This window comes from Flavobacterium zhairuonense (genome assembly GCF_004352915.1).
Lineage (GTDB): Bacteria > Bacteroidota > Bacteroidia > Flavobacteriales > Flavobacteriaceae > Flavobacterium > Flavobacterium zhairuonense.
Genome location: NZ_SJSY01000060.1, coordinates 1 through 18660, shown reverse-complemented (window position 1 = coordinate 18660; position 18660 = coordinate 1). Strand labels below are relative to the sequence as shown.

Here is an 18660-nt window from a genome sequence, read left to right as displayed (position 1 = left end):
AATGAAAACTTATAAAAGATCAGCTACTAAAACTAAAATTTTAGATTCAATGGATCTTGTTTATGAGAAATTAATTGAGTTCAAAAAGAAATCAAATAGCGAATTAGTTATTATGAAAGATGATAAAATAGTAAAAATAAAAGCTAAGTCATTATAAAAATATCAACCCTCTTTATTTAGAGGGTTTTTTAATGTTCAAAAGAAGCCAATTGTTTGAATCTAGCCCCGATGGAGGCGGTATCCTTGCTGGCCCGAGAGGGCAACAGCGAGATATAGCCGAGAGCGGGAAACCATGTTTGTTAAAATGCCTTTTGTGATGCTCCTGATTATTAGAATCCGAAATTAATTCCTAAACCGAAAACTTCTCTGGTTTGAAATCCTTGGAATGCATTGTCGTCGTAAATTGTCTGGAATGAGAAATTTGCTGAAAGAAATTTATTTACTTTCATGACGATATTTAAGGAATAATTGATATCAACGTTTTGTGGGTCTTCTAAATAATTAGAATATAAATTTAATGTGTTTTCGGCGGTTACATTGGTCATAATGGCTAATTTGTAATATACAGAAGCATAAAAACCGAGCTCGTAGCGCATGCTTTTGCCGGCGTCGACGCCAAAATAATATCCGTCAGGATAAGGTAATCCTGTTGCAGGATCAAGAGCTGTGGTGTAAGCTTCGTCTACAAATGTGAATTTTGAAGTTAGAGGCGCAAAGTTTATTTTGAGATTTTCATCTTTTGACCAATAAATACCGGGACCTGTTGTTAGATAACCCGGAGACATGAATTTAGTATTTTCAGTTCTGATTTCTTTTCCGTTTGCGTCCTGTCCGTAAATATATCCGGTTGTGAATTGGGTTCTAAAGTTCAAGAAATAAGAGTAATACCACTCTCCAAATGCTCTTTTTCCGACAACTGAATTGAATTCGAAACGGTCATCGGTTTTCTTTTCGAAATCGGCATTTTTTGTTTGAAGTAAACCGTAGTAGGCAAGAACTTTGTTGTCCCAGGTTATATCGTCTTTTTTGTAGTTGAAATCGTAATTGATTCCGAGTGTTCCTGAGAAGCTGTCTTCACCGCCGGCAATCCAGTTATTGAAGCTTGATTGATTTAATAAAAGTGATACAGTTCCCTTTGCTTTCCAGCCTTCTTTTTCAATGGTATCATTGATTTTTTTTACGGCTTTTTCGGTATTTTGCGCTAGTTCTTTTTCGGTATTTTGTGCTTGTACGAAAGTAAGATTTGCTAAAACGAAGAGTAATAATAGGATCTTTCTCATGGTGTTTAGTTTAAGTGCATAGCCAAATATACTAAAAACCAATGAGATGTAAATGAGTGACTGCTTGTTATTGAAGGTTATTTCTTAGATTCTTTATATAGAGGTACTGCAGAGCATGCTTCTCCATACATGATGCTTCTTGCAAATGGCTGTAAATAAGTTGTAGCTAAAATATAAGCGCGCATTGGAACTGGTTTTCTAGAACAGCCTTTTACAATTACGGGTTTACTTTTGTAAACAGAATAATCTAGTTTGCTAAGGATTTCTTCGTATAGACTTGCGTCAAGATCTTCAATAGTTCCGTTAACTACTTTCTTAGCAAAAGGCGCTAAATGAACACTTACTAAAATTAAAGCCCAAGCCGGAATAATGGCATCTGTACTGCAATGTACAGCGACGTATTGATCTTGATATTGCGACCAATCGTGATTTTTAAGATGTTCTCTAAAGTCTTTTTCTTTCAATAAAAACCCTTCCAAAAGCCATTGAGAAATGTCAATTTGGGTACGGATTCCTTTTGGATAATAATCCTCAAGATCAAAAACTTCTAAAGCACTATTGGCAACTTTATTGATGATTTCTTCCATTCTTTAAGTCTTAAAGTCGAAGGTCGAAAGTCATAAAGTCTTTTACTTTCGACTTTATGACTTCCGGCTTTATAACTAATTGTTTTTTAAGTATTAAAGTCAAATATCAAAAGTTGTAAAGTCCTTGACTTTTAGACTTTCGACTTTTGACTTTACGACTAAATTAAAGCATTCCTAATTCTAACTTTGCTTCTTCGCTCATTAAATCTTTGCTCCAAGGCGGATCGAAAGTAATTTCTACGTCAACATCTTTGATGTTTTCGATCGTTTTTACTTTTTCTTCCACTTCTCTTGGTAAGCTTTCCGCTACCGGGCAGTTTGGAGATGTAAGTGTCATCAAGATTTTTACTTCGTAATCTGTGTTTACCATTACGTCGTAAATTAATCCTAACTCATAAATATCAACTGGAATCTCAGGATCATAAATTCCTTTTAAAACTTTTACGATTGATTCTCCTAATTCGTTTGTGTCTATTTCTTGTTCCATTTTTATTTTTTGTTTTTACCATTAAGATATTAAGAGAATTAAGTTTTGCAGTACACTTAATTCTCTTCTAATTGCCAAGAAAATTAAGCTTAGTACTTTATGAATCTTAATGCCTTAATGGTTTGAAATTTTCTAATTTTTGTTTTTTGCGTCAAAAGCCAAAGCGTACATTTTGATGTTTTTAATCATCGAAACCAAACCGTTGGCGCGTGTTGCTGATAAATGTTCTTTTAACCCGATTTCATCAATAAAATCAGTATCTGCGTTTATAATGTCTGATGCTTTTTGGTTGGAGAAAGCGCGAATTAAAATCGCTATAATTCCTTTGGTCAAAATCGCATCGCTATCTGCTGTGAAAACAATTTTATCGTCGTTTTGTTCGCCTTGCAACCAAACTTTTGATTGGCAACCTTTGATTAAATTTTCGTCTACTTTGTATTCTTCTTTAATTAACGGAAGACTTTTTCCTAGTTCAATGATGTATTCGTAGCGTTGCATCCAATCATCAAACATTGAAAACTCGTCTATTATTTCGTCTTGAATTTCTCTTATCGTCATAATTATTCTTTAGCAAAATCAGTCAGCAAATTTACCAGTTTTTCAATTTCCTTTGGTGGAAAACCGTTGTCAAAACCTTTTGTTTCGTAGGTTTTCTGATTTTGAGTTATTTTTAAATTTCCAATTGCGGCACCGTCATAAAAACGTTTCTCTGTTGGAGCTTTCAAGTTTGGAATATTTTCTAAATTTATTTTTGAAAACTCGGATACAATTTGTTTCCATTTTGCATCATTGATTTTCTTTTCTACTGCTTCGGAATTTCTTCCATTGGTCACTGAAACTGTTTTATTCTCAACAATTATCTTTTTAAAAACACCTCTCGAAACAGCAGAATATTCCATTTTTGTTGTGGTCATGTCAGCTAATTTTTGGCTTGAACAGCCTGTTACGATGAAGATTGTGAAGAATAAAAAAGATAATAGTCTCATAAAATATTTTTTAGCTTAACATGGTTTGTGCTTTTTTCACTGCTTCAACCATTGCATCAATTTCTTCTTTTGTATTATAAAATGAGAAAGAAGCACGAATCGTTCCCGGAATACAGAAGAAATTCATGATTGGCTGTGCGCAATGATGTCCTGTTCTAACAGCAATTCCAAGTTTATCTATAATAGAACCAACATCATACGGGTGAATTCCGTCAATATTAAACGAAACTACAGAAGCTTTATTTTTGGTATTTCCATAAATTCGGATGCCTTCAATTTCGTTAAGACGTTTTGTTGCGTGCTCTAACAATTCATTTTCGTATTCATGAATTTTATCAAAACCAATCTCGTTTAAATAATCAATTGCAGTTCCTAAAACAATTCCGCCAGCGATGTTTGGAGTTCCTGCTTCAAATTTATGAGGCAAATCTGCGTAAGTTGTTTTTTCGAAAGTAACTTCTTTGATCATTTCACCTCCGCCTTGGTAAGGAGGAAGTTTGTTCAGCCATTCTTCTTTTCCGTACAAAATTCCAGTTCCCGTTGGACCGCACATTTTATGACCCGAAAAAGCATAAAAATCGCAATCTAATTCCTGAACATTTGGTTTTAAATGCGGAACGGCCTGCGCGCCATCAATTAAAACTGCAGCTCCAACAGCATGTGCTTTATCAATAATATATTTGATCGGATTAATTACGCCCAATGCATTTGAAATATGATTTACAGTAACGATTTTCGTTTTATCTGAAAGCAGTTTGTCAAATTCGGTAATGATTAATTCTCCATTGTCATCAATTGGAATGACTTTTAAAATCGCACCCGTTTTTTCGCATAACATCTGCCAAGGCACAATGTTGCTGTGGTGTTCCAATGAAGAAACAACAACTTCATCACCAGGTTTTAAAATCGAAGCAAAACCGTTTGCAACTAAGTTAATTCCGTGTGTTGTCCCTGAAGTAAAAAGCACTTCGTGAGCAAATTTTGCGTTGATGTGATCTTTCACTTTTCCGCGTGAAATCTCATAAGCGTCAGTTGCTAACTGGCTTAATGTGTGAACGCCACGGTGAATGTTGGCATTGATTTCGTTATAATATTTTACTTCAGCATCAATCACAACTTGTGGTTTTTGCGAAGTAGCTCCGTTGTCGAAATATACTAATGGCTTTCCGTTTACAGTTTGAGAAAGTATCGGGAAATCAGCTCTTATTTTTTGAATATCTAGCATGTCTTATTTAGAAAAAATCTATTTACAAAAGTACTAAAACTAAATTTGTTTATACAGCAATTCTATAATTTCCTTTTATGATGCGATTGTCAGATGTTGTAAATGCTGATTCCATAAAAATAGTTTCGGTTTTCTGCATTATCCGAAACAGATTTATAATTTGAGTTCTAAAATCGTGAACATAAATTATTTATATTGCATTAAAAATAGCTAACACATCATGAAAAAATTTCTCAAAGTACTGGCGCTTGCCCTTGTTCTCGCTTTTTTGTATTTCGGATTTACGACTTATCCGAAGCTTGATTTGATTTCTGGCTTTTCGGCCAAGAGTGTTGCGTCGGGGCATTTTATGGATCATCGCTCATTGGATTTAATTCAGAAAACAGATAATGATATTCATTTGCTAGATCTTGCCACAAACAAAATTGATGATGCTGGAAAATTTGCAACATCGGCAGTTTATGGTTTAAAAGAAAGAAAAGCGATTTATAGAGAAGGTTTAGGTGCGTTATTAATTAATGATGATTATGATATTTCGAAACCCTATTTGCTTCCAAAAAGAACAAAATTGGTTAATAATCTTCCTTTTCCTTACGGGAATAATGAGCCAAAAGATTCCGCTTTCGCGAATGTGGATTACACAAAATTAAAAAAAGCAATTGATGATTCTTTCGATAAAGATGGGGGAAAAGCAAAACGTACGCGCGCCGTTGTCGTTTTATATAAAGACAAATTAATTGGTGAAAAATACGACACAGGTTTTAATAAAGACAGCAAAATTTTAGGTTGGTCGATGACAAAAAGTATCACAAGTTCAGCTTTTGGAGTTTTGGCTAAACAAGGAAAAATTGATATTTATAAACCAGCGCCAATTAAAGAATGGCAAAATGATGAACGTAAAAATATTACGGTTAACGATTTGCTTCATATGAATTCTGGTTTAGAATGGGAAGAAAATTATAGCACGATTTGCGATGCGACACAAATGCTTTTCCAATCTGAAGATATGGGGAAAGTACAAATGGATAAACCAGCGAAATATAAACCAAACACACATTGGTATTATTCGTCAGGAACGACAAATTTATTATCGAGAATTTTAAGAAGCCAATTTAAAACCCAACAAGAATATCTTGATTTTTGGTACAGTGCCGTAATCGACAAAATCGGGATGAACTCGATGATTGTCGAACAAGATATGTCTGGAACTTTTGTTGGTTCGTCTTACGGATGGGCCACGCCAAGAGATTGGTCAAAATTCGGATTATTATATCTTCATAAAGGAAACTGGAATGGAGAACAAATCCTTGATGAAAGCTGGGTAAAGTATACAGCAACTCCAACAAATACTTCTGAAGGAAAATATGGAGCGCAATTTTGGCTAAACGCTGGAGGGAAATTCCCAGATGTTCCTAGAGATATGTTTTATTGCAGTGGATATCAAGGGCAAATGGTGGCGATTATTCCGTCTTTGGATATGGTAATTGTGAGAATGGGAGTGAAGGAAGAAGAACCTGGATTTGATTTTAATGGGTTTTTGAAGGGGATAATTTCTTCATTGAAAAAATAAAATTTAACCGCAAAGACGCCAAGTAAAAAGCGCAAAGTTCGCAAAGTTTTGTAATAAACCTTTGCGAACCTTGCGTAAATCTTTGCGAACCTTGCGGTTAAACAATACTACAAATCAAATCCTAAATTCACGCCTAATTTCATGGCAATGATTTTAGTAATTCTTTGTTTTAATTCTGGTATTTTGATGCTTTCGATAACAGCGTTTGAGAATGCGTACATCAATAAAGCTTTAGCTTCTTTTTGAGGAATACCACGAGATTGCATGTAGAACATTGCTGTTTCATCAAGCTGTCCAACAGTACATCCGTGAGAACATTTTACGTCATCAGCAAAAATCTCTAATTGTGGTTTTGCGTTGATAGTAGCTTTGTCGCTCAACAAAATGTTGTTGCTTTTTTGGAAAGCATTTGTTTTTTGAGCTTCTTTTTCAACCAAAACTTTTCCGTTGAAAACTCCTGTCGAACGATCAGAGAAAATTCCTTTATAATCTTGGAAACTTTCGCAGTTTGGTTGTGCGTGGTTTACCAAAGTATAATGGTCAACGTGTTGTTTGTCATTCAAGATAGAAATTCCGTTTAACGTACTTGTTAATCTTTCTCCGAAATGGTAAAAGTTTAAGTTGTTACGAGTTAAATTTCCACCAAAAGAGAAAGTATGCACATAAGCGTGACTTTCTTGTTGTTGAGAAACATAAGTGTTGTCGATTAAATTCGCTTCGCTATTATCGTTTTGAATTTTGTAATAATCAACAATCGCACGTTTTTGAGCGAAAATCTCTGTAACGGAATTGGTTAAAACTGGATTTTCATTCAAACTTTGGTGACGTTCGATAATTTGAACATGTGAATTTTCACCCACAATAACCAAATTTCTTGGCTGAACCATTAAAGCCGATTCGTTTCCTGTTGAGAAATACATGATTTCAATTGGCTTATCGGCTACTTTCTTTTGTGGAATATTGATAAAAGCACCTTCCATTGCAAATGCAGTATTTAATGACGTTAAGCTGTCATCTTTACTTGCAATTTGATTGAAGTATTTATCAATAATCATTTTATATTTTGGTTTGGTCAATGCCGATGACATCAAGCAAACATCGATTCCGTCGTGCGTTGTAGAAGACAAATGCGAACTGAAAACACCATCAACAAATACTAATTTATACGTATCAATTTCGTGTAAAAAGTATTTTTTTACCTGATTGAATTCGATTGCATTTTCCTGCTTAGGAAAAACCGTAAAGTCATTTTTTAAGATGGCGTTTAGCGATGTGTATTTCCAAGCTTCTTCTTTTTTGGTTGGGAAACCTTTATTTTCGAAGTTTTTTAAAGCATTTGTGCGTATGTCATGTAAATCTGAATGTACATCAACACGCTCTTCAAAAGCCATAAAAGACGATACTAATTTTTCTTTTAAATCCATTGTTCTTTTTAGTCTTAAAGTCGAAAGTCGAAAGTCAAAAGACTTTGGATTGTCGACTGTTTTTGCCAAAAGGTTAAAAATTTAAAGCATAAAGTTTAAGACTTTATGACTTTCGACTTTATGACTTTGGGCTCAAATATTTAATGAAACCGCTTAATAATTTCGATATTTCTGTAATCGATTCTAAAAGCATTTCAAATTCTTCTTTTAAAATATATTCTAAATCAAATGCTAAATATAATTGAGATCTTACTTCTCCTGCGGATGCTTTGGCTACATATAAAAAGTAAATAAACTCTTTGTCTGTATTTCTCTCAAAACCTTCTGCTATATTTGATGATATAGAAAGTGATGCACGTCTTATTTGTCTAACAAAATCAAAGTCTTTTTTGAAAGTAGAATTTTCAGTAATCAAATATATTTTCTTATTGAAGATTCGAGATTTTTGCCAAGAATTTATTTCCTCAAAAGATTTGAATTTACTCATATTGTATTTTCGACTTTATGACTTTTGACTTTCGACTTTCAGACTGACTAATTCTCTGCTTTGATCCAGTCGTATCCTTTTTCTTCTAATTCGTAAGCTAATTCTTTTCCTCCAGATTTTACGATTCTTCCGTTGTAAAGAACGTGAACGAAATCAGGGACGATATAATCTAATAAACGTTGGTAGTGTGTAATCACGATAATAGCGTTTTTGTCGCTTTTTAATTTGTTTACACCATTTGCAACAATTCTTAAAGCATCGATATCAAGACCAGAATCGGTTTCGTCAAGGATAGCTAATTTTGGCTCTAACATTGCCATTTGGAAAATTTCGTTTCTCTTTTTCTCTCCTCCAGAAAAACCTTCATTTAAAGAACGAGATAAAAATTTACGGTCGATTTCTAATAATTCAGATTTCTCACGAATTACTTTCAACATTTCGTTAGCTGGCATTTCTTCCTGACCGTTTGCTTTACGAGTTTCGTTGATAGCAGTTTTCATGAAGTTAGTAACGCTAACTCCAGGAATTTCTACTGGATATTGAAAAGAAAGGAAAACACCTTTATGTGCTCTTTCTTCAGGAGCTAAATCAGCAAGATCTTCTCCGTCAAGAATTACCTCTCCATCTGTAACTTCATAATTTTCGTTTCCTGCAATAACAGCAGAAAGTGTACTTTTTCCAGAACCGTTTGGTCCCATTATCGCGTGAACTTCTCCAGCTTTAACTTCTATGTTAATTCCCTTAAGGATTTCTTTATCACCAATCGCGGCGTGAAGGTTTTTTATTGATAACATTGTTTTTTATTTTATATAAATGTCAATTCTATTTTTGTTTGTTGGTTTAGGATATTGGCATTAAAATGCGCGTGTCCTAAATATTTCATGCCTAAATAATCGGCTGATTTTTGAAACGGAATGTAAAAACTATCTTCGATTTCATTATCGTGTGAATTTGTAATCACTCCAATTTTCTTTCCTCTTAGCTTTCTTCCGGTTTCTTTTTCAATTCGGATTAAATCTGAAATCCTATCGAAAAAGACCTTCATAATACCGCTCATATTGTACCAATAAACCGGCGTTGCAAAAATTAAGGTGTCGTACTCTTCCAGTATTCTTCTTATTAAAGGAAGAAAATCATCGTCTATATTTTTGCTTTCGTAATCATAATACGAAATATTGTAATCACTTAAATTCACTACATCAATGTGATGCTCCTTAGAAATTTCATCCACAATTTTTGTTGTGTTTCCATTTTTTCTGGAAGAACCTAAAATGATGACTGTTTTATTTTCCATTAATACTTATTCGTAATGTCCTTTTAATGAAAGAAGATTTAGTATTTCAATTGTGTCTTCGTCAATAATTTCATAAACTAATCGATGCTCTTGATCAATTCTTCTTGACCATACTCCAGATAAATTATATTTTAATTGTTCTGGTTTTCCAATTCCATTAAATGGATGAAGTTGTATGTCTTCAATTAAAGCATTGATTTTCTTTAAAATATTCTTGTTTCCAGATTTGACCCAAAAATCTAAATCTTTTTTTGCTTTTGGAGTAAATATTATTTGCATAAAGCTCGTAATTCCTCCATTGTCATTTTGATGCCTCTACCTTCTTTAATATCTTTTTGTCCTTGTAAAATCTCTTTTACAAATTCAGGATTGTATTGGCTTTCTTCCTTCTCTTCAATAATTTCAAAACCAAGAGATTTTGCCAATGATTTAAAAATTGGAAAATCTTTTTTGTTTACATTTTTTAAAGTAATATTCATAACGATTGAGTTTAAATATTATCCTACAGAACCTTCTAAAGAAATCTCTAGTAATTTTTGCGCTTCAACAGCAAATTCCATTGGTAATTTGTTCAAGACATCTTTACTGAAACCGTTTACAATTAAGGCAATCGCTTTTTCGGTCGGAATACCTCTTTGGTTGCAGTAGAAAACTTGGTCTTCTCCAATTTTACTTGTAGTTGCTTCGTGCTCGATTTTTGCAGATGGATTTTTACTTTCGATGTATGGGAAAGTATACGCACCACAATTGTTACCCATTAACAATGAGTCACATTGAGAAAAGTTTCTGGCATTCTCTGCTCTTGGTGAGATTTGCACTAAACCACGGTAGCTATTTTGTGATTTTCCAGCCGAGATACCTTTAGAAATAATAGTCGATTTGGTATTTTTTCCTAAATGGATCATTTTTGTTCCAGTATCAGCTTGTTGGAAATTATTGGTTACAGCAATAGAATAAAATTCTCCTACTGAATTATCTCCTTTAAGTACGCAAGATGGGTATTTCCAAGTTACAGCAGAACCCGTTTCAACTTGTGTCCAAGAAATTTTAGCGTTTGTTTCGCATAAACCTCTTTTTGTTACGAAGTTGTAAACTCCACCTTTTCCTTCTTTGTTTCCTGGGAACCAGTTTTGAACGGTAGAATATTTAATTTCTGCATCGTCCAAAGCGATTAACTCAACTACAGCAGCGTGTAATTGGTTTTCGTCACGGCTTGGAGCAGTACATCCTTCAAGGTAAGAAACGTAACTTCCTTCATCAGCAATAACTAAAGTTCTTTCGAATTGTCCAGTTCCTGCTTGATTGATTCTGAAATAAGTTGACAGTTCCATTGGACATTTTACGCCTTTTGGAATATAACAGAAACTTCCGTCAGAGAAAACCGCTGAGTTTAACGCTGCGTAGAAGTTGTCTTTTTGAGGTACAACAGTTCCTAAATATTTTTTTACTAATTCAGGATGTTCTTTGATAGCTTCAGAAATTGGACAGAAAATAATTCCTTTTTCGGCCAAAGTTTTCTTGAAAGTGGTAGCTACCGAAATAGAATCGACAACAATATCCATAGCGACATTGTTCATCATTTTTTGCTCATCAACAGAAATCCCCAATTTTTTGTACATCTCTAATAATTCCGGATCAACATCGTCCAAAGTTTTGTTAGGATCTACTTGTTTTGGAGCTGAATAATATGAAATCGCCTGAAAGTCTGGTTTTTCGTAACGAACATTTGCCCATTCTGGCTCGATCATTTCTTTCCATGCACGGAAAGCCTCGATGCGCCATTCGGTCATCCATTCAGGTTCTTCTTTTTTAAGCGAAATAGCTCTCACGATGTCTTCGTTTAAGCCAATAGGGAAAGTTTCAGATTCTATATTGGTATAAAATCCGTACTCGTATTCTTTAGTTTCCAGTTCGATTTTTAAATCGTCTTCGGTGTATTTGCTCATTATATTTTAATGTTGTCTTAAAAAATTTAAAGTCATAAAGTCTGAAAGTCAATTTAGAGTCTTTGAAGGCTTTATGACTTTCGGCTTTTGACTAAAGAGAAAATGATTCTCCGCAACCGCAAGTTCTGCTTGCGTTTGGATTGTTGAAAACGAAACCTTTTCCGTTCAATCCGCCTGAAAATTCTAAAATTGTTCCGGCTAAATACAAAAATGATTTTTTTTCAACTGCAATTTGGATGTCGTTATCTACGAAAATTTTGTCATCATCTCCTTTGGTTTTGTCAAATTTTAAATCGTATGACAAACCAGAGCATCCGCCACTTTTCACTCCAACACGTACGTAGTCGTGAGCGGCATCAAAACCATCGTCAGTCATCAGGTCGATGATTTTCTTTTTGGCTGTATCAGAAACTTTTATCATTGTTTTTATGGTATTTATCTTTTTCAACATTCCTTTAATATTTATTAAAAAGTAATTAAATTATTACATTTTAAAGTGCTGTCTGTCAATGTTGAAGTGAAATTGTCTGCAAAGATACGACTTAAAAACCTTTTTCCATAACGGTTCACATTATTATAACAAATGTTAAAATAGATAGAAGTTATTTTGATGTTTAAAATTGTCAGAAAGTCCCGTTATTATATGGGAAATAAAAAGAAACTTACAAAAAAAAGCTTTTGTTTGTTAGCTAATTATTAAGAGTCGCTGAAAAGAGTTAAAATACCGTATTTTTACCTGTTTATAATTTTAAATTTATGGTACTTTTGCAATAAATTATGATAAATCATGAAAAAAAATTACAAAGATAGCTGGATCAAAGCCCTTTTTGCAATTATTTTTATTTTTGGCATTGGAGCCACATATTTGATTTTTAGCAGCGAAACAAACGAGATTATAGATGTGCCTAAAAGGGGCGGGCTAGAAATAATTGAACCGGTTTCAGAATCTATGGATCAGGAAAATATATTGGACTCTTTAAATAATTTGAAGTTGGCTTATGATGTTGCCATTTATGAAAAGACTGCACTTTCTGAGGAATTGGAACTTGAGAAAAAGAATATTGAGAATTTGATGGAAATCATCAAAGCATCAAAAAATCCGTCTGCAGAACAAATTAAAATTTACCGCAAACAACTTTCGGATCTAAAAATATCATTGGACGCGAAGATAAAAGAGGTTAAAAAACTGAAATCTCAGAATAAAAACCTACTTACCGAAATCGAAAGTCAAAATGTTGTCATGTACAAGCAAAAAGCAGAAAATGACACACTGATTTCGAAACAGAAAAAATTGGAATCGACTTTAAAAGATGCCGCAAAACTTTCTTTGAGCAATTTTAAAGTGACTGCCATCAATGAAAAAAGTTCCGGCAAAGAACAAGAAACGACTAAAGCGAAAAACACAAAAAAACTGAAAATAAGCTTTTCAATAAACGGAAATTCGGCGTCAAAAAACGGAAAAAAAGTCTATTACATTCAGGTTTTAGATCAAAAAAATACGGTTTTGGGTGAAAATAAATTGATCGAATTTGGTAATGACAAGGCGTTGGTTTACAGCTTTTTGGTTGCATGCGATTACCAAGGTAAAACGGCTAATGTTTATGGCGTTTTAAATGATGATCTGAATACATTCAAGAAGGGAACTTATTTTGTCAATTTTTTTGACAAGCAAGAAATAATGGGAAGTTCTTCGATCACTTTGGAATAAGCGTCAAAAAGTTTTGTAATGAATTTTTAGTTTAAAGAGCAGGATTTCCTAGCTTTGTTTCTTTACTAGAAATTATTTTTTATGAAACTTTATCCAATAGAATCTGGAAATTTTAAGTTAGATGGAGGCGCTATGTTTGGTGTTGTTCCCAAAACGATCTGGAACAAAACGAATCCTGCAGATGCTAATAATTTGATTGATATTGCGGCGCGTTGTTTGTTGATTGAAGACGGAAATCGTCTTATTTTAATCGATACCGGAATGGGCGATAAGCAATCGGAGAAATTTTTTGGCTATTACTCGCTTTGGGGCTCGCATTCTATAGATAAATCACTTGCAAAATATGGTTTTCATCGAGATGACATTACAGACGTTTTTATGACGCATCTTCATTTTGATCATTGTGGCGGAAGTGTACAATGGAATGCAGGCAAAACGGGTTATGAACCTGCTTTCAAAAATGCTAAATTTTGGACAAATGAAAATCATTGGGAATGGGCTACAAAACCAAATCCTCGTGAAAAAGCTTCTTTTTTAGCAGAAAATATTTTGCCAATGCAGGAAAGTGGTCGATTGAATTTTGTTGAAAAACCAGAAAGCGGTTTTGGTTTTTCAAAAGAATTGGGTTTCGACATCTATTACGTTGACGGTCATACCGAAAAACAAATGATTCCGCATATAAAATACCAAGATAAAACGATTGTGTTTTGTGCCGATTTATTGGCGACAGCTGGACATATTCCGTTACCGTATGTTATGGGATATGATACAAGGCCCTTGTTGACAATGCCTGAAAAAGCAAAATTGCTGAACGCAGCAGCTGATGAAAATTATTATTTGTTTTTAGAACACGATGCGCATAACCAAATTATAACAGTTGAACATACTGAAAAAGGTGTTCGTTTGAAAGAGGTTTTTACCTGCGAAGATATTCTTTAGATTTTTTATAAAAGCAAAAACTCCTGCTCTTTCTTTTCAAAAAGCAGGAGTTTTTTTATTGTTTTTAATTAAGAAAAATCCGTAGCCATATAACCACAAGGTAAGTTATTTTTGGTTAATTTCACTACATGTTTTAGTTGAAGTAAATTCCTACAACTCGCATTGTCCCAAAGTTTTAGAATGTGTGAAATTTAACACAATATTCTTCAATTGATAGTCATATAAAGTTGCTTTTTAGAAATATTATAAATAGGTTTGTGCATCAAAATTTATTAATACTTAACCTATGAAAAAAGCAATACTTTTCGTTTTGTTCATGTCTTTTTTTGGCGTAAAAGCACAAAAAGTAGATTTGGATCGTTTTTATTTTAATGTGAAATACCAGAATCTTCCGCAAGAGCCTGTTCCTTTTGAACAGCGTACTTTTTCTTCAAAAGTAAAATTAGGAGGAGTATTCCAAACGTATGTAAATCCGACAGATATAAATAGCAAGTTATATATCTACGGATGGAAAAGGGTTGAAGAAAATGCAACAGTTGACGTGTTAATTAATCTGGAAGACTTTGTTGAAAAAGGCGCTACCCAAAAAACAAGAATTGAAGAGAAGAAAGATAAAGACGGAAGGGTGACTTTTAGAAAAGAATACTACTATGTGGTTTCTACTTATACTACAAGAGGTTTTGCTAAAATAAAAGGTCCTATAACGCCAATTCCTCCTACAGAAAAAGAAATTGAAGAAGCAAAAGCGAAAGAAGCCGCTGTTAGCACAAATAGATTTTTAAAAAATGCCATAGTAAAAAAGGATACGACTAAAGCAGTCACTGATGGTTTTCGCATAAATTTTGATGGTGAAGTAGAGTATGTTTCTAAAGAATATGAAGATCCGTCTGAGCCACTTAAGGAATTTTATGTAAATAAAACGGCTATTCGCGATCGCAAACTTAGAGAGTTTACGGTTAATGCTTCGAATCGTGTTATTAGCGATTTAGGAAGTACTTACGGTTTTACTAATGCAAGCAGCGATGAAATTCTATGGATTTTGGATGCTAAAAATGACGAAGGTAAAACTCAAATGGAGGCTATTCAGGCCGTAAAAGCGTTGTTTGCTACTACACAACCGGCTTTACCAATTGATGATCTGAAGTCAAACATGCAACCTTTGATCGAATATTTAGAGTCTCTAAAGACAAAATATGCTGACGATAGCAAACCATCCCGCAAGATGAGATATTCTGCATATTATAATTTAGCTACAATTTATTTAATGATGGATGAGCCAGAAAAAGCCATTGTTGAATCGGAAAAGCTAATCGCCAATGATTACGATAAAGCCGACGGAAAGCTAATAATAGAGAGAGCCAATAAATTGATTGCTAGTTTTAAAAGAGCAAAAACAAACACGAGACATAACCCAGTTCTAAAATAAATTACATGAGAAACTTTACAAAAATTATTGTACTACTAGTACTTGCTGGTATTAGCCAGAATGTTTGCGGCCAAATGACAAAGATGGCTATTGGAAGAAACTTAACTGAGGAGGAAATGAACAAAAACAAACTGAACTTACGTGGTCCGGTTCCTCCAGTTGATACTCAATACGGCAATTACAAATCATACCAATTAATATTAGATTTTTCATCAGGTCTTGAGAGTAGTTTTAATATTAAAAAAGTTCCTTTTTCTCCAGAAAAAATGAAACAAACTCTTGCAGTTTCTGGTTTAAAGAAAACGGATGATGGAGAATTCAAAGTAAAATACAATTTAACTCGATATGAGTTAGTAAATGACGAAGATTATTTGGAAAAATATTACCAAAATGCTCCTGCATATTATATTGGTCTAGAATCTAATTTAGAAATTTCAGACAAGACAGGAAAAGTTATTTACAAAAGATATACAACTCCTAAGGTTTGCATGTATGTAACAAATCCAACTGAAACCTACGACAGATTAGCCAATTACATTATAGAGAAAAACTTCAAAGATATGATTGCAGAGTTTGAAGGTTTTTACCTGTATGGCCCTCAGATCACTAAATTGAAATATTCTGATCTTGAAAAGAAGAAAAAATCAAAATCAACATTCAATGTAGATGAGTTTAATCAATCAGTTCAAGTATTGCCAACTTTGGTAGATGTTGACAGAGAAAACTGGGCAGACTTATTTGGTGAAGCACAAAAATATTGGTTAGAATACATTAATTTTCAAGATAAAGAAGACGAAGATTTAGCTAAAAAAATTAGATTTAGTGCCTACTACAACTTAGCAGCAACTTATATTTTGTTAGGAAATGTTACAGAAGCTTCTAAATATTTAGATGGAATTAAAGAAAATGAAAAAAGCTTTTTAGGAATGAGAGAAGATTATCCATACATCAAAAATTTAATTGATGATATTGATAATTATAAAAAAATCACAGAAAAAGCACTTACCATTGAAGCAACACAACAAGAACCAGTCTTATCAACTTACAAAAAATCAGCTACAGCATTTAGATATGCTGAATTTGATGGTGAAGTTTTAGATACAGATTCTAAAGTGTATAAAGGAAAAGTTAGAATTATTAGTGATTTCCCTGAGCTGGTAGATTTAAGAACAGAACAAACAGCTTCTGGTTTAAGAACGATGATGGACGGTATTGGTTCAGAAAAAAGTAGTGTTAGAATCTACATTGAAGGACAGAAAAAGCCTGAAAAAACAAATCTGAAAAAAGTTGTTAACATTAAAGATAACGAAGGCCATTTATATATTGTAGGTAAAGCAGGTAGAGGTGTTCCTATGATTTCATCATACGATACCAAAAATGAGACAAGTTCAAAAAGATATTCTTTATTTGAAGAAGTTAAAAAAGGAAGTAAAATATCATTATACCACGAGTTCTTTCCTCAAGATGACTATTCTTTGAAAAAACATACTAAAGAAGAATTTTTTAGCCCGCCAGTTTTATTTGGAAGAAGAAAAGCATTAAAAGAATATTTTTCTGATTGTCCTGCAATGATCGAGAAAATTGAAAAAGGAGCTTACGATTTTGAAAATAAAGAAATATACATCAAAATGTTTGACGACTATACTGCATTATGCGGAAACTCATAATTTACTTTTTAAATTACAATTTGAAGAAAGGGCTGTCAGTTTTTGACAGCCCTTTTTTTGTTTCTAAGTTTTTAATCTAATTTCCATCCAAAAGTGGTCTGGAAAACATAATCATCTTTTGATGCGCCAGGTTTTGGCTTGTTATCGTAGTTGTAGACAAAGGAGAGTTTGATGAAAAAATCCAATGGAAGATCATATTTTGTGTCTAAAGAAAAATCGGTACGAACCCTTTTGCTTTCTGTAATACTCGGAAAAACAGTTGCTTTTGTCTGAATACTGAAATCTCCAATATCGTACAGGTTAAAATCGGTTCCAACAAAAAGCTCCAAACTTTTATTGGGTTCGCTTGTATCTTTAAATTTTTCATGGTTAAAGGATAATCCTGAGGCAACTCCCCAATATCTTTTATTACTATGCATTAGATATTTTCCATAACCTGCTTTTGAAATGACTCGCAAATCAATATCTTGTTCGGTATTTGATAAAGTGCTTACTGATAATGGAATGAAATAATCTTTTGGAAGCAAATGGACATAACTTAATTCTGAATCAATTCTTCGAATGGGGTCGCTGTCATCTTGAATAGATTGCAAGTGTTTGTACATTGCCGTACCGTACCATCTTTTGGCTGTGTAGCCTAAGTTTACATTTGCAGTTAATTGCTGGAGATTTTGCGCTTTAGTCAACTTTATTCCAACATCAAAACTGGCATCAAGTCGATCCCAAAAGCTTTCGTCAACAGGTTTTATGTATACAATATCACTAAGATCAATTATGGATTTTGTTTGCGTTTCGACATTAGTAATTTCGCATTTATTGGGCGCTTTTGTTTTTGAAATTTTTCCATTTAAGAGAACTCCATTGATCAAATTGATAATATGAATTCTTTCCGAACCAATGTTTTTTACATGTTTCCATTCCAATTTAAAATCATCTTTGCTGTAATCGGTTTCAATTTGAACGACACCTTTGTTCATTATTTTTATTTCGCCAACAATGATGTCATTGTTTTTCAGTACTAATGTATCAGAAGTTTGCGCAATGGCTTTGAAGAAAAATAAAAGAAAAAATAAAAGAATGATTTTCTTCATATCGGTTTTTATTTCTTTGGTTTTCAGCTTGTAAGACTAAAGTTAGAAATAATAATCTAATGAAAACCAGAAGTGTAAAAAAAATCCCATTTTCAGTTTGTCGAAAATGGGATTTTTTGGTTTAGTTGATTTTATTTTTAATTGGTTTTGAATTTCCAAACCTGACCAACAGTTTCTCCTCCTTTGCCGTCTTTTACGACAACTTTCCAGAAATATTGTTTTGCTGGTTCTACGGTAACATCAATTGTGTTAGCTCCTTTATTCTCGCTTACTTTAGCTGTAGGAGGATTTGCGGTTCCAAAATAAACATCATAAGTCAGAATATCTGCAGTATCAACATCAGAAGCTGTCCATTTTAAAGATACAGTTCCAGAATTTAAGGCGGTATTTAATACTGGAGCAACCAATTCTGGTGCAAACGGAAGATGATTTACAACTGCATCTCCTGCGGTGTAAAATTTAAAAGTAGACGAATAGGCACTTGCCAATCCTTTAGCATCAGTAGCCTTGATTCTCCAGTAATAAGCAGTGTTTTTGCTCAAA

At 33.4% G+C, this 18660-nt stretch carries 21 protein-coding genes and 1 pseudogene; 6 read left to right on the top strand and 16 right to left on the bottom strand.

The genetic code is table 11. The annotated features are described in order from the left end of the window. Position 1: 1 nt before the first annotated feature. A complete protein-coding gene (locus EYY60_RS22230; RefSeq protein WP_162847835.1) occupies positions 2-157 on the top strand; it encodes a hypothetical protein in 156 nt (51 codons plus the stop codon). 172 nt (positions 158-329) lie between these two features. Here EYY60_RS22230 and EYY60_RS01615 read toward each other — a convergent pair whose 3' ends face one another. The 6 genes from EYY60_RS01615 to EYY60_RS01590 form a co-directional block, all read right to left on the bottom strand. Beyond that, positions 330-1280, bottom strand: a complete 951-nt coding sequence (locus tag EYY60_RS01615) for a DUF3078 domain-containing protein (protein WP_132987663.1) — start codon at positions 1278-1280, stop codon at positions 330-332. Between the two features lie 77 nt (positions 1281-1357). Next, the gene (locus tag EYY60_RS01610) at positions 1358-1867 is read right to left on the bottom strand and encodes a DUF2480 family protein (protein ID WP_132987662.1); all 510 of its coding nucleotides are present in this window, start codon (positions 1865-1867) and stop codon (positions 1358-1360) included. Between the two features lie 163 nt (positions 1868-2030). Further along, positions 2031-2354 carry an SUF system Fe-S cluster assembly protein gene (locus tag EYY60_RS01605; RefSeq protein WP_017494560.1) on the bottom strand — a complete coding sequence of 108 codons (324 nt, stop codon included), beginning with the start codon at positions 2352-2354 and terminating at the stop codon, positions 2031-2033. 132 nt (positions 2355-2486) lie between these two features. Next, positions 2487-2912 carry a SufE family protein gene (locus EYY60_RS01600; RefSeq protein WP_132987661.1) on the bottom strand — a complete coding sequence of 142 codons (426 nt, stop codon included), beginning with the start codon at positions 2910-2912 and terminating at the stop codon, positions 2487-2489. A gap of 2 nt (positions 2913-2914) precedes the next feature. After that, a complete protein-coding gene (locus EYY60_RS01595) occupies positions 2915-3340 on the bottom strand; it encodes a hypothetical protein (RefSeq protein WP_132987660.1) in 426 nt (141 codons plus the stop codon). Positions 3341-3350: 10 nt separating this feature from the next. Beyond that, positions 3351-4565 carry an aminotransferase class V-fold PLP-dependent enzyme gene (locus EYY60_RS01590; RefSeq protein ID WP_132987659.1) on the bottom strand — a complete coding sequence of 405 codons (1215 nt, stop codon included), beginning with the start codon at positions 4563-4565 and terminating at the stop codon, positions 3351-3353. A gap of 220 nt (positions 4566-4785) precedes the next feature. Here EYY60_RS01590 and EYY60_RS01585 point away from each other — a divergent pair, with 220 nt between their 5' ends. Next, on the top strand, positions 4786-6135 hold the full coding sequence (locus tag EYY60_RS01585) for a serine hydrolase domain-containing protein (RefSeq protein ID WP_132987658.1): 1350 nt from the start codon (positions 4786-4788) through the stop codon (positions 6133-6135). A 107-nt stretch (positions 6136-6242) separates the two neighbouring features. Here the strand turns inward: EYY60_RS01585 and sufD are convergent, their stop codons facing one another. The 8 genes from sufD to EYY60_RS01545 all read right to left on the bottom strand — a co-directional run bounded on the left by sufD (position 6243) and on the right by EYY60_RS01545 (position 11707). Then, positions 6243-7559 (bottom strand): Fe-S cluster assembly protein SufD, encoded by a 1317-nt coding sequence (gene sufD / locus EYY60_RS01580; RefSeq protein WP_132987707.1) that lies wholly within the window; start codon positions 7557-7559, stop codon positions 6243-6245. Between the two features lie 118 nt (positions 7560-7677). Next, the gene (locus EYY60_RS01575) at positions 7678-8046 is read right to left on the bottom strand and encodes a four helix bundle protein (RefSeq protein ID WP_132987657.1); all 369 of its coding nucleotides are present in this window, start codon (positions 8044-8046) and stop codon (positions 7678-7680) included. A gap of 47 nt (positions 8047-8093) precedes the next feature. Beyond that, positions 8094-8840, bottom strand: coding sequence for a Fe-S cluster assembly ATPase SufC (sufC, locus tag EYY60_RS01570; RefSeq protein ID WP_008466070.1), 747 nt, complete (start codon positions 8838-8840; stop codon positions 8094-8096). Positions 8841-8851: 11 nt separating this feature from the next. Continuing rightward, entirely contained in the window at positions 8852-9340 is a 489-nt protein-coding gene (locus tag EYY60_RS01565; RefSeq protein WP_132987656.1) for a flavodoxin family protein, read from the bottom strand. A 6-nt stretch (positions 9341-9346) separates the two neighbouring features. Continuing rightward, the gene (locus EYY60_RS01560) at positions 9347-9619 is read right to left on the bottom strand and encodes a Txe/YoeB family addiction module toxin (protein WP_132987655.1); all 273 of its coding nucleotides are present in this window, start codon (positions 9617-9619) and stop codon (positions 9347-9349) included. Then, positions 9610-9819, bottom strand: a complete 210-nt coding sequence (locus EYY60_RS01555; RefSeq protein ID WP_132987654.1) for a DUF2683 family protein — start codon at positions 9817-9819, stop codon at positions 9610-9612. Before EYY60_RS01555 ends, EYY60_RS01560 begins: the two co-directional genes overlap by 10 nt. An 18-nt stretch (positions 9820-9837) precedes the next feature. Further along, positions 9838-11286, bottom strand: a complete 1449-nt coding sequence (sufB, locus tag EYY60_RS01550; RefSeq protein ID WP_132987653.1) for a Fe-S cluster assembly protein SufB — start codon at positions 11284-11286, stop codon at positions 9838-9840. A gap of 91 nt (positions 11287-11377) precedes the next feature. Further along, positions 11378-11707 carry a HesB/IscA family protein gene (locus EYY60_RS01545; protein WP_026727150.1) on the bottom strand — a complete coding sequence of 110 codons (330 nt, stop codon included), beginning with the start codon at positions 11705-11707 and terminating at the stop codon, positions 11378-11380. Positions 11708-12073: 366 nt separating this feature from the next. Here EYY60_RS01545 and EYY60_RS01540 point away from each other — a divergent pair, with 366 nt between their 5' ends. The 4 genes from EYY60_RS01540 (at position 12074) to EYY60_RS01525 (ending at position 17026) form a co-directional block, all read left to right on the top strand. Further along, entirely contained in the window at positions 12074-12994 is a 921-nt protein-coding gene (locus EYY60_RS01540) for a hypothetical protein (protein ID WP_132987652.1), read from the top strand. 81 nt (positions 12995-13075) lie between these two features. After that, positions 13076-13933: an MBL fold metallo-hydrolase gene (locus tag EYY60_RS01535; protein WP_132987651.1), complete on the top strand. Its 858-nt coding sequence runs from the start codon at positions 13076-13078 to the stop codon at positions 13931-13933. 286 nt (positions 13934-14219) lie between these two features. Next, positions 14220-15359, top strand: coding sequence for a hypothetical protein (locus EYY60_RS01530; protein ID WP_132987650.1), 1140 nt, complete (start codon positions 14220-14222; stop codon positions 15357-15359). A 5-nt stretch (positions 15360-15364) separates the two neighbouring features. After that, the gene (locus tag EYY60_RS01525) at positions 15365-17026 is read left to right on the top strand and encodes a hypothetical protein (protein WP_132987649.1); all 1662 of its coding nucleotides are present in this window, start codon (positions 15365-15367) and stop codon (positions 17024-17026) included. A gap of 71 nt (positions 17027-17097) precedes the next feature. On the opposite strand, the gene EYY60_RS01520 is transcribed toward EYY60_RS01525, so the two are convergent. Both EYY60_RS01520 and EYY60_RS22225 read right to left on the bottom strand, forming a co-directional pair. After that, positions 17098-18117 (bottom strand): DUF481 domain-containing protein, encoded by a 1020-nt coding sequence (locus EYY60_RS01520; protein WP_132987648.1) that lies wholly within the window; start codon positions 18115-18117, stop codon positions 17098-17100. 137 nt (positions 18118-18254) lie between these two features. Beyond that, positions 18255-18660, bottom strand: a pseudogene (locus EYY60_RS22225) (fibronectin type III domain-containing protein); the annotation flags it as partial.

What these genes read in the sequence shown, in the direction of transcription:
- EYY60_RS22230 (WP_162847835.1), top strand. Translation starts at nt 2, where the DNA reads ATGAAAACTTATAAAAGATCAGCTACTAAAACTAAAATTTTAGATTCA.
- EYY60_RS01615 (WP_132987663.1), bottom strand. Translation starts at nt 1,280, where the DNA reads ATGAGAAAGATCCTATTATTACTCTTCGTTTTAGCAAATCTTACTTTC.
- EYY60_RS01610 (WP_132987662.1), bottom strand. Translation starts at nt 1,867, where the DNA reads ATGGAAGAAATCATCAATAAAGTTGCCAATAGTGCTTTAGAAGTTTTT.
- EYY60_RS01605 (WP_017494560.1), bottom strand. Translation starts at nt 2,354, where the DNA reads ATGGAACAAGAAATAGACACAAACGAATTAGGAGAATCAATCGTAAAA.
- EYY60_RS01600 (WP_132987661.1), bottom strand. Translation starts at nt 2,912, where the DNA reads ATGACGATAAGAGAAATTCAAGACGAAATAATAGACGAGTTTTCAATG.
- EYY60_RS01595 (WP_132987660.1), bottom strand. Translation starts at nt 3,340, where the DNA reads ATGAGACTATTATCTTTTTTATTCTTCACAATCTTCATCGTAACAGGC.
- EYY60_RS01590 (WP_132987659.1), bottom strand. Translation starts at nt 4,565, where the DNA reads ATGCTAGATATTCAAAAAATAAGAGCTGATTTCCCGATACTTTCTCAA.
- EYY60_RS01585 (WP_132987658.1), top strand. Translation starts at nt 4,786, where the DNA reads ATGAAAAAATTTCTCAAAGTACTGGCGCTTGCCCTTGTTCTCGCTTTT.
- sufD (WP_132987707.1), bottom strand. Translation starts at nt 7,559, where the DNA reads ATGGATTTAAAAGAAAAATTAGTATCGTCTTTTATGGCTTTTGAAGAG.
- EYY60_RS01575 (WP_132987657.1), bottom strand. Translation starts at nt 8,046, where the DNA reads ATGAGTAAATTCAAATCTTTTGAGGAAATAAATTCTTGGCAAAAATCT.
- sufC (WP_008466070.1), bottom strand. Translation starts at nt 8,840, where the DNA reads ATGTTATCAATAAAAAACCTTCACGCCGCGATTGGTGATAAAGAAATC.
- EYY60_RS01565 (WP_132987656.1), bottom strand. Translation starts at nt 9,340, where the DNA reads ATGGAAAATAAAACAGTCATCATTTTAGGTTCTTCCAGAAAAAATGGA.
- EYY60_RS01560 (WP_132987655.1), bottom strand. Translation starts at nt 9,619, where the DNA reads ATGCAAATAATATTTACTCCAAAAGCAAAAAAAGATTTAGATTTTTGG.
- EYY60_RS01555 (WP_132987654.1), bottom strand. Translation starts at nt 9,819, where the DNA reads ATGAATATTACTTTAAAAAATGTAAACAAAAAAGATTTTCCAATTTTT.
- sufB (WP_132987653.1), bottom strand. Translation starts at nt 11,286, where the DNA reads ATGAGCAAATACACCGAAGACGATTTAAAAATCGAACTGGAAACTAAA.
- EYY60_RS01545 (WP_026727150.1), bottom strand. Translation starts at nt 11,707, where the DNA reads ATGATAAAAGTTTCTGATACAGCCAAAAAGAAAATCATCGACCTGATG.
- EYY60_RS01540 (WP_132987652.1), top strand. Translation starts at nt 12,074, where the DNA reads ATGAAAAAAAATTACAAAGATAGCTGGATCAAAGCCCTTTTTGCAATT.
- EYY60_RS01535 (WP_132987651.1), top strand. Translation starts at nt 13,076, where the DNA reads ATGAAACTTTATCCAATAGAATCTGGAAATTTTAAGTTAGATGGAGGC.
- EYY60_RS01530 (WP_132987650.1), top strand. Translation starts at nt 14,220, where the DNA reads ATGAAAAAAGCAATACTTTTCGTTTTGTTCATGTCTTTTTTTGGCGTA.
- EYY60_RS01525 (WP_132987649.1), top strand. Translation starts at nt 15,365, where the DNA reads ATGAGAAACTTTACAAAAATTATTGTACTACTAGTACTTGCTGGTATT.
- EYY60_RS01520 (WP_132987648.1), bottom strand. Translation starts at nt 18,117, where the DNA reads ATGAAGAAAATCATTCTTTTATTTTTTCTTTTATTTTTCTTCAAAGCC.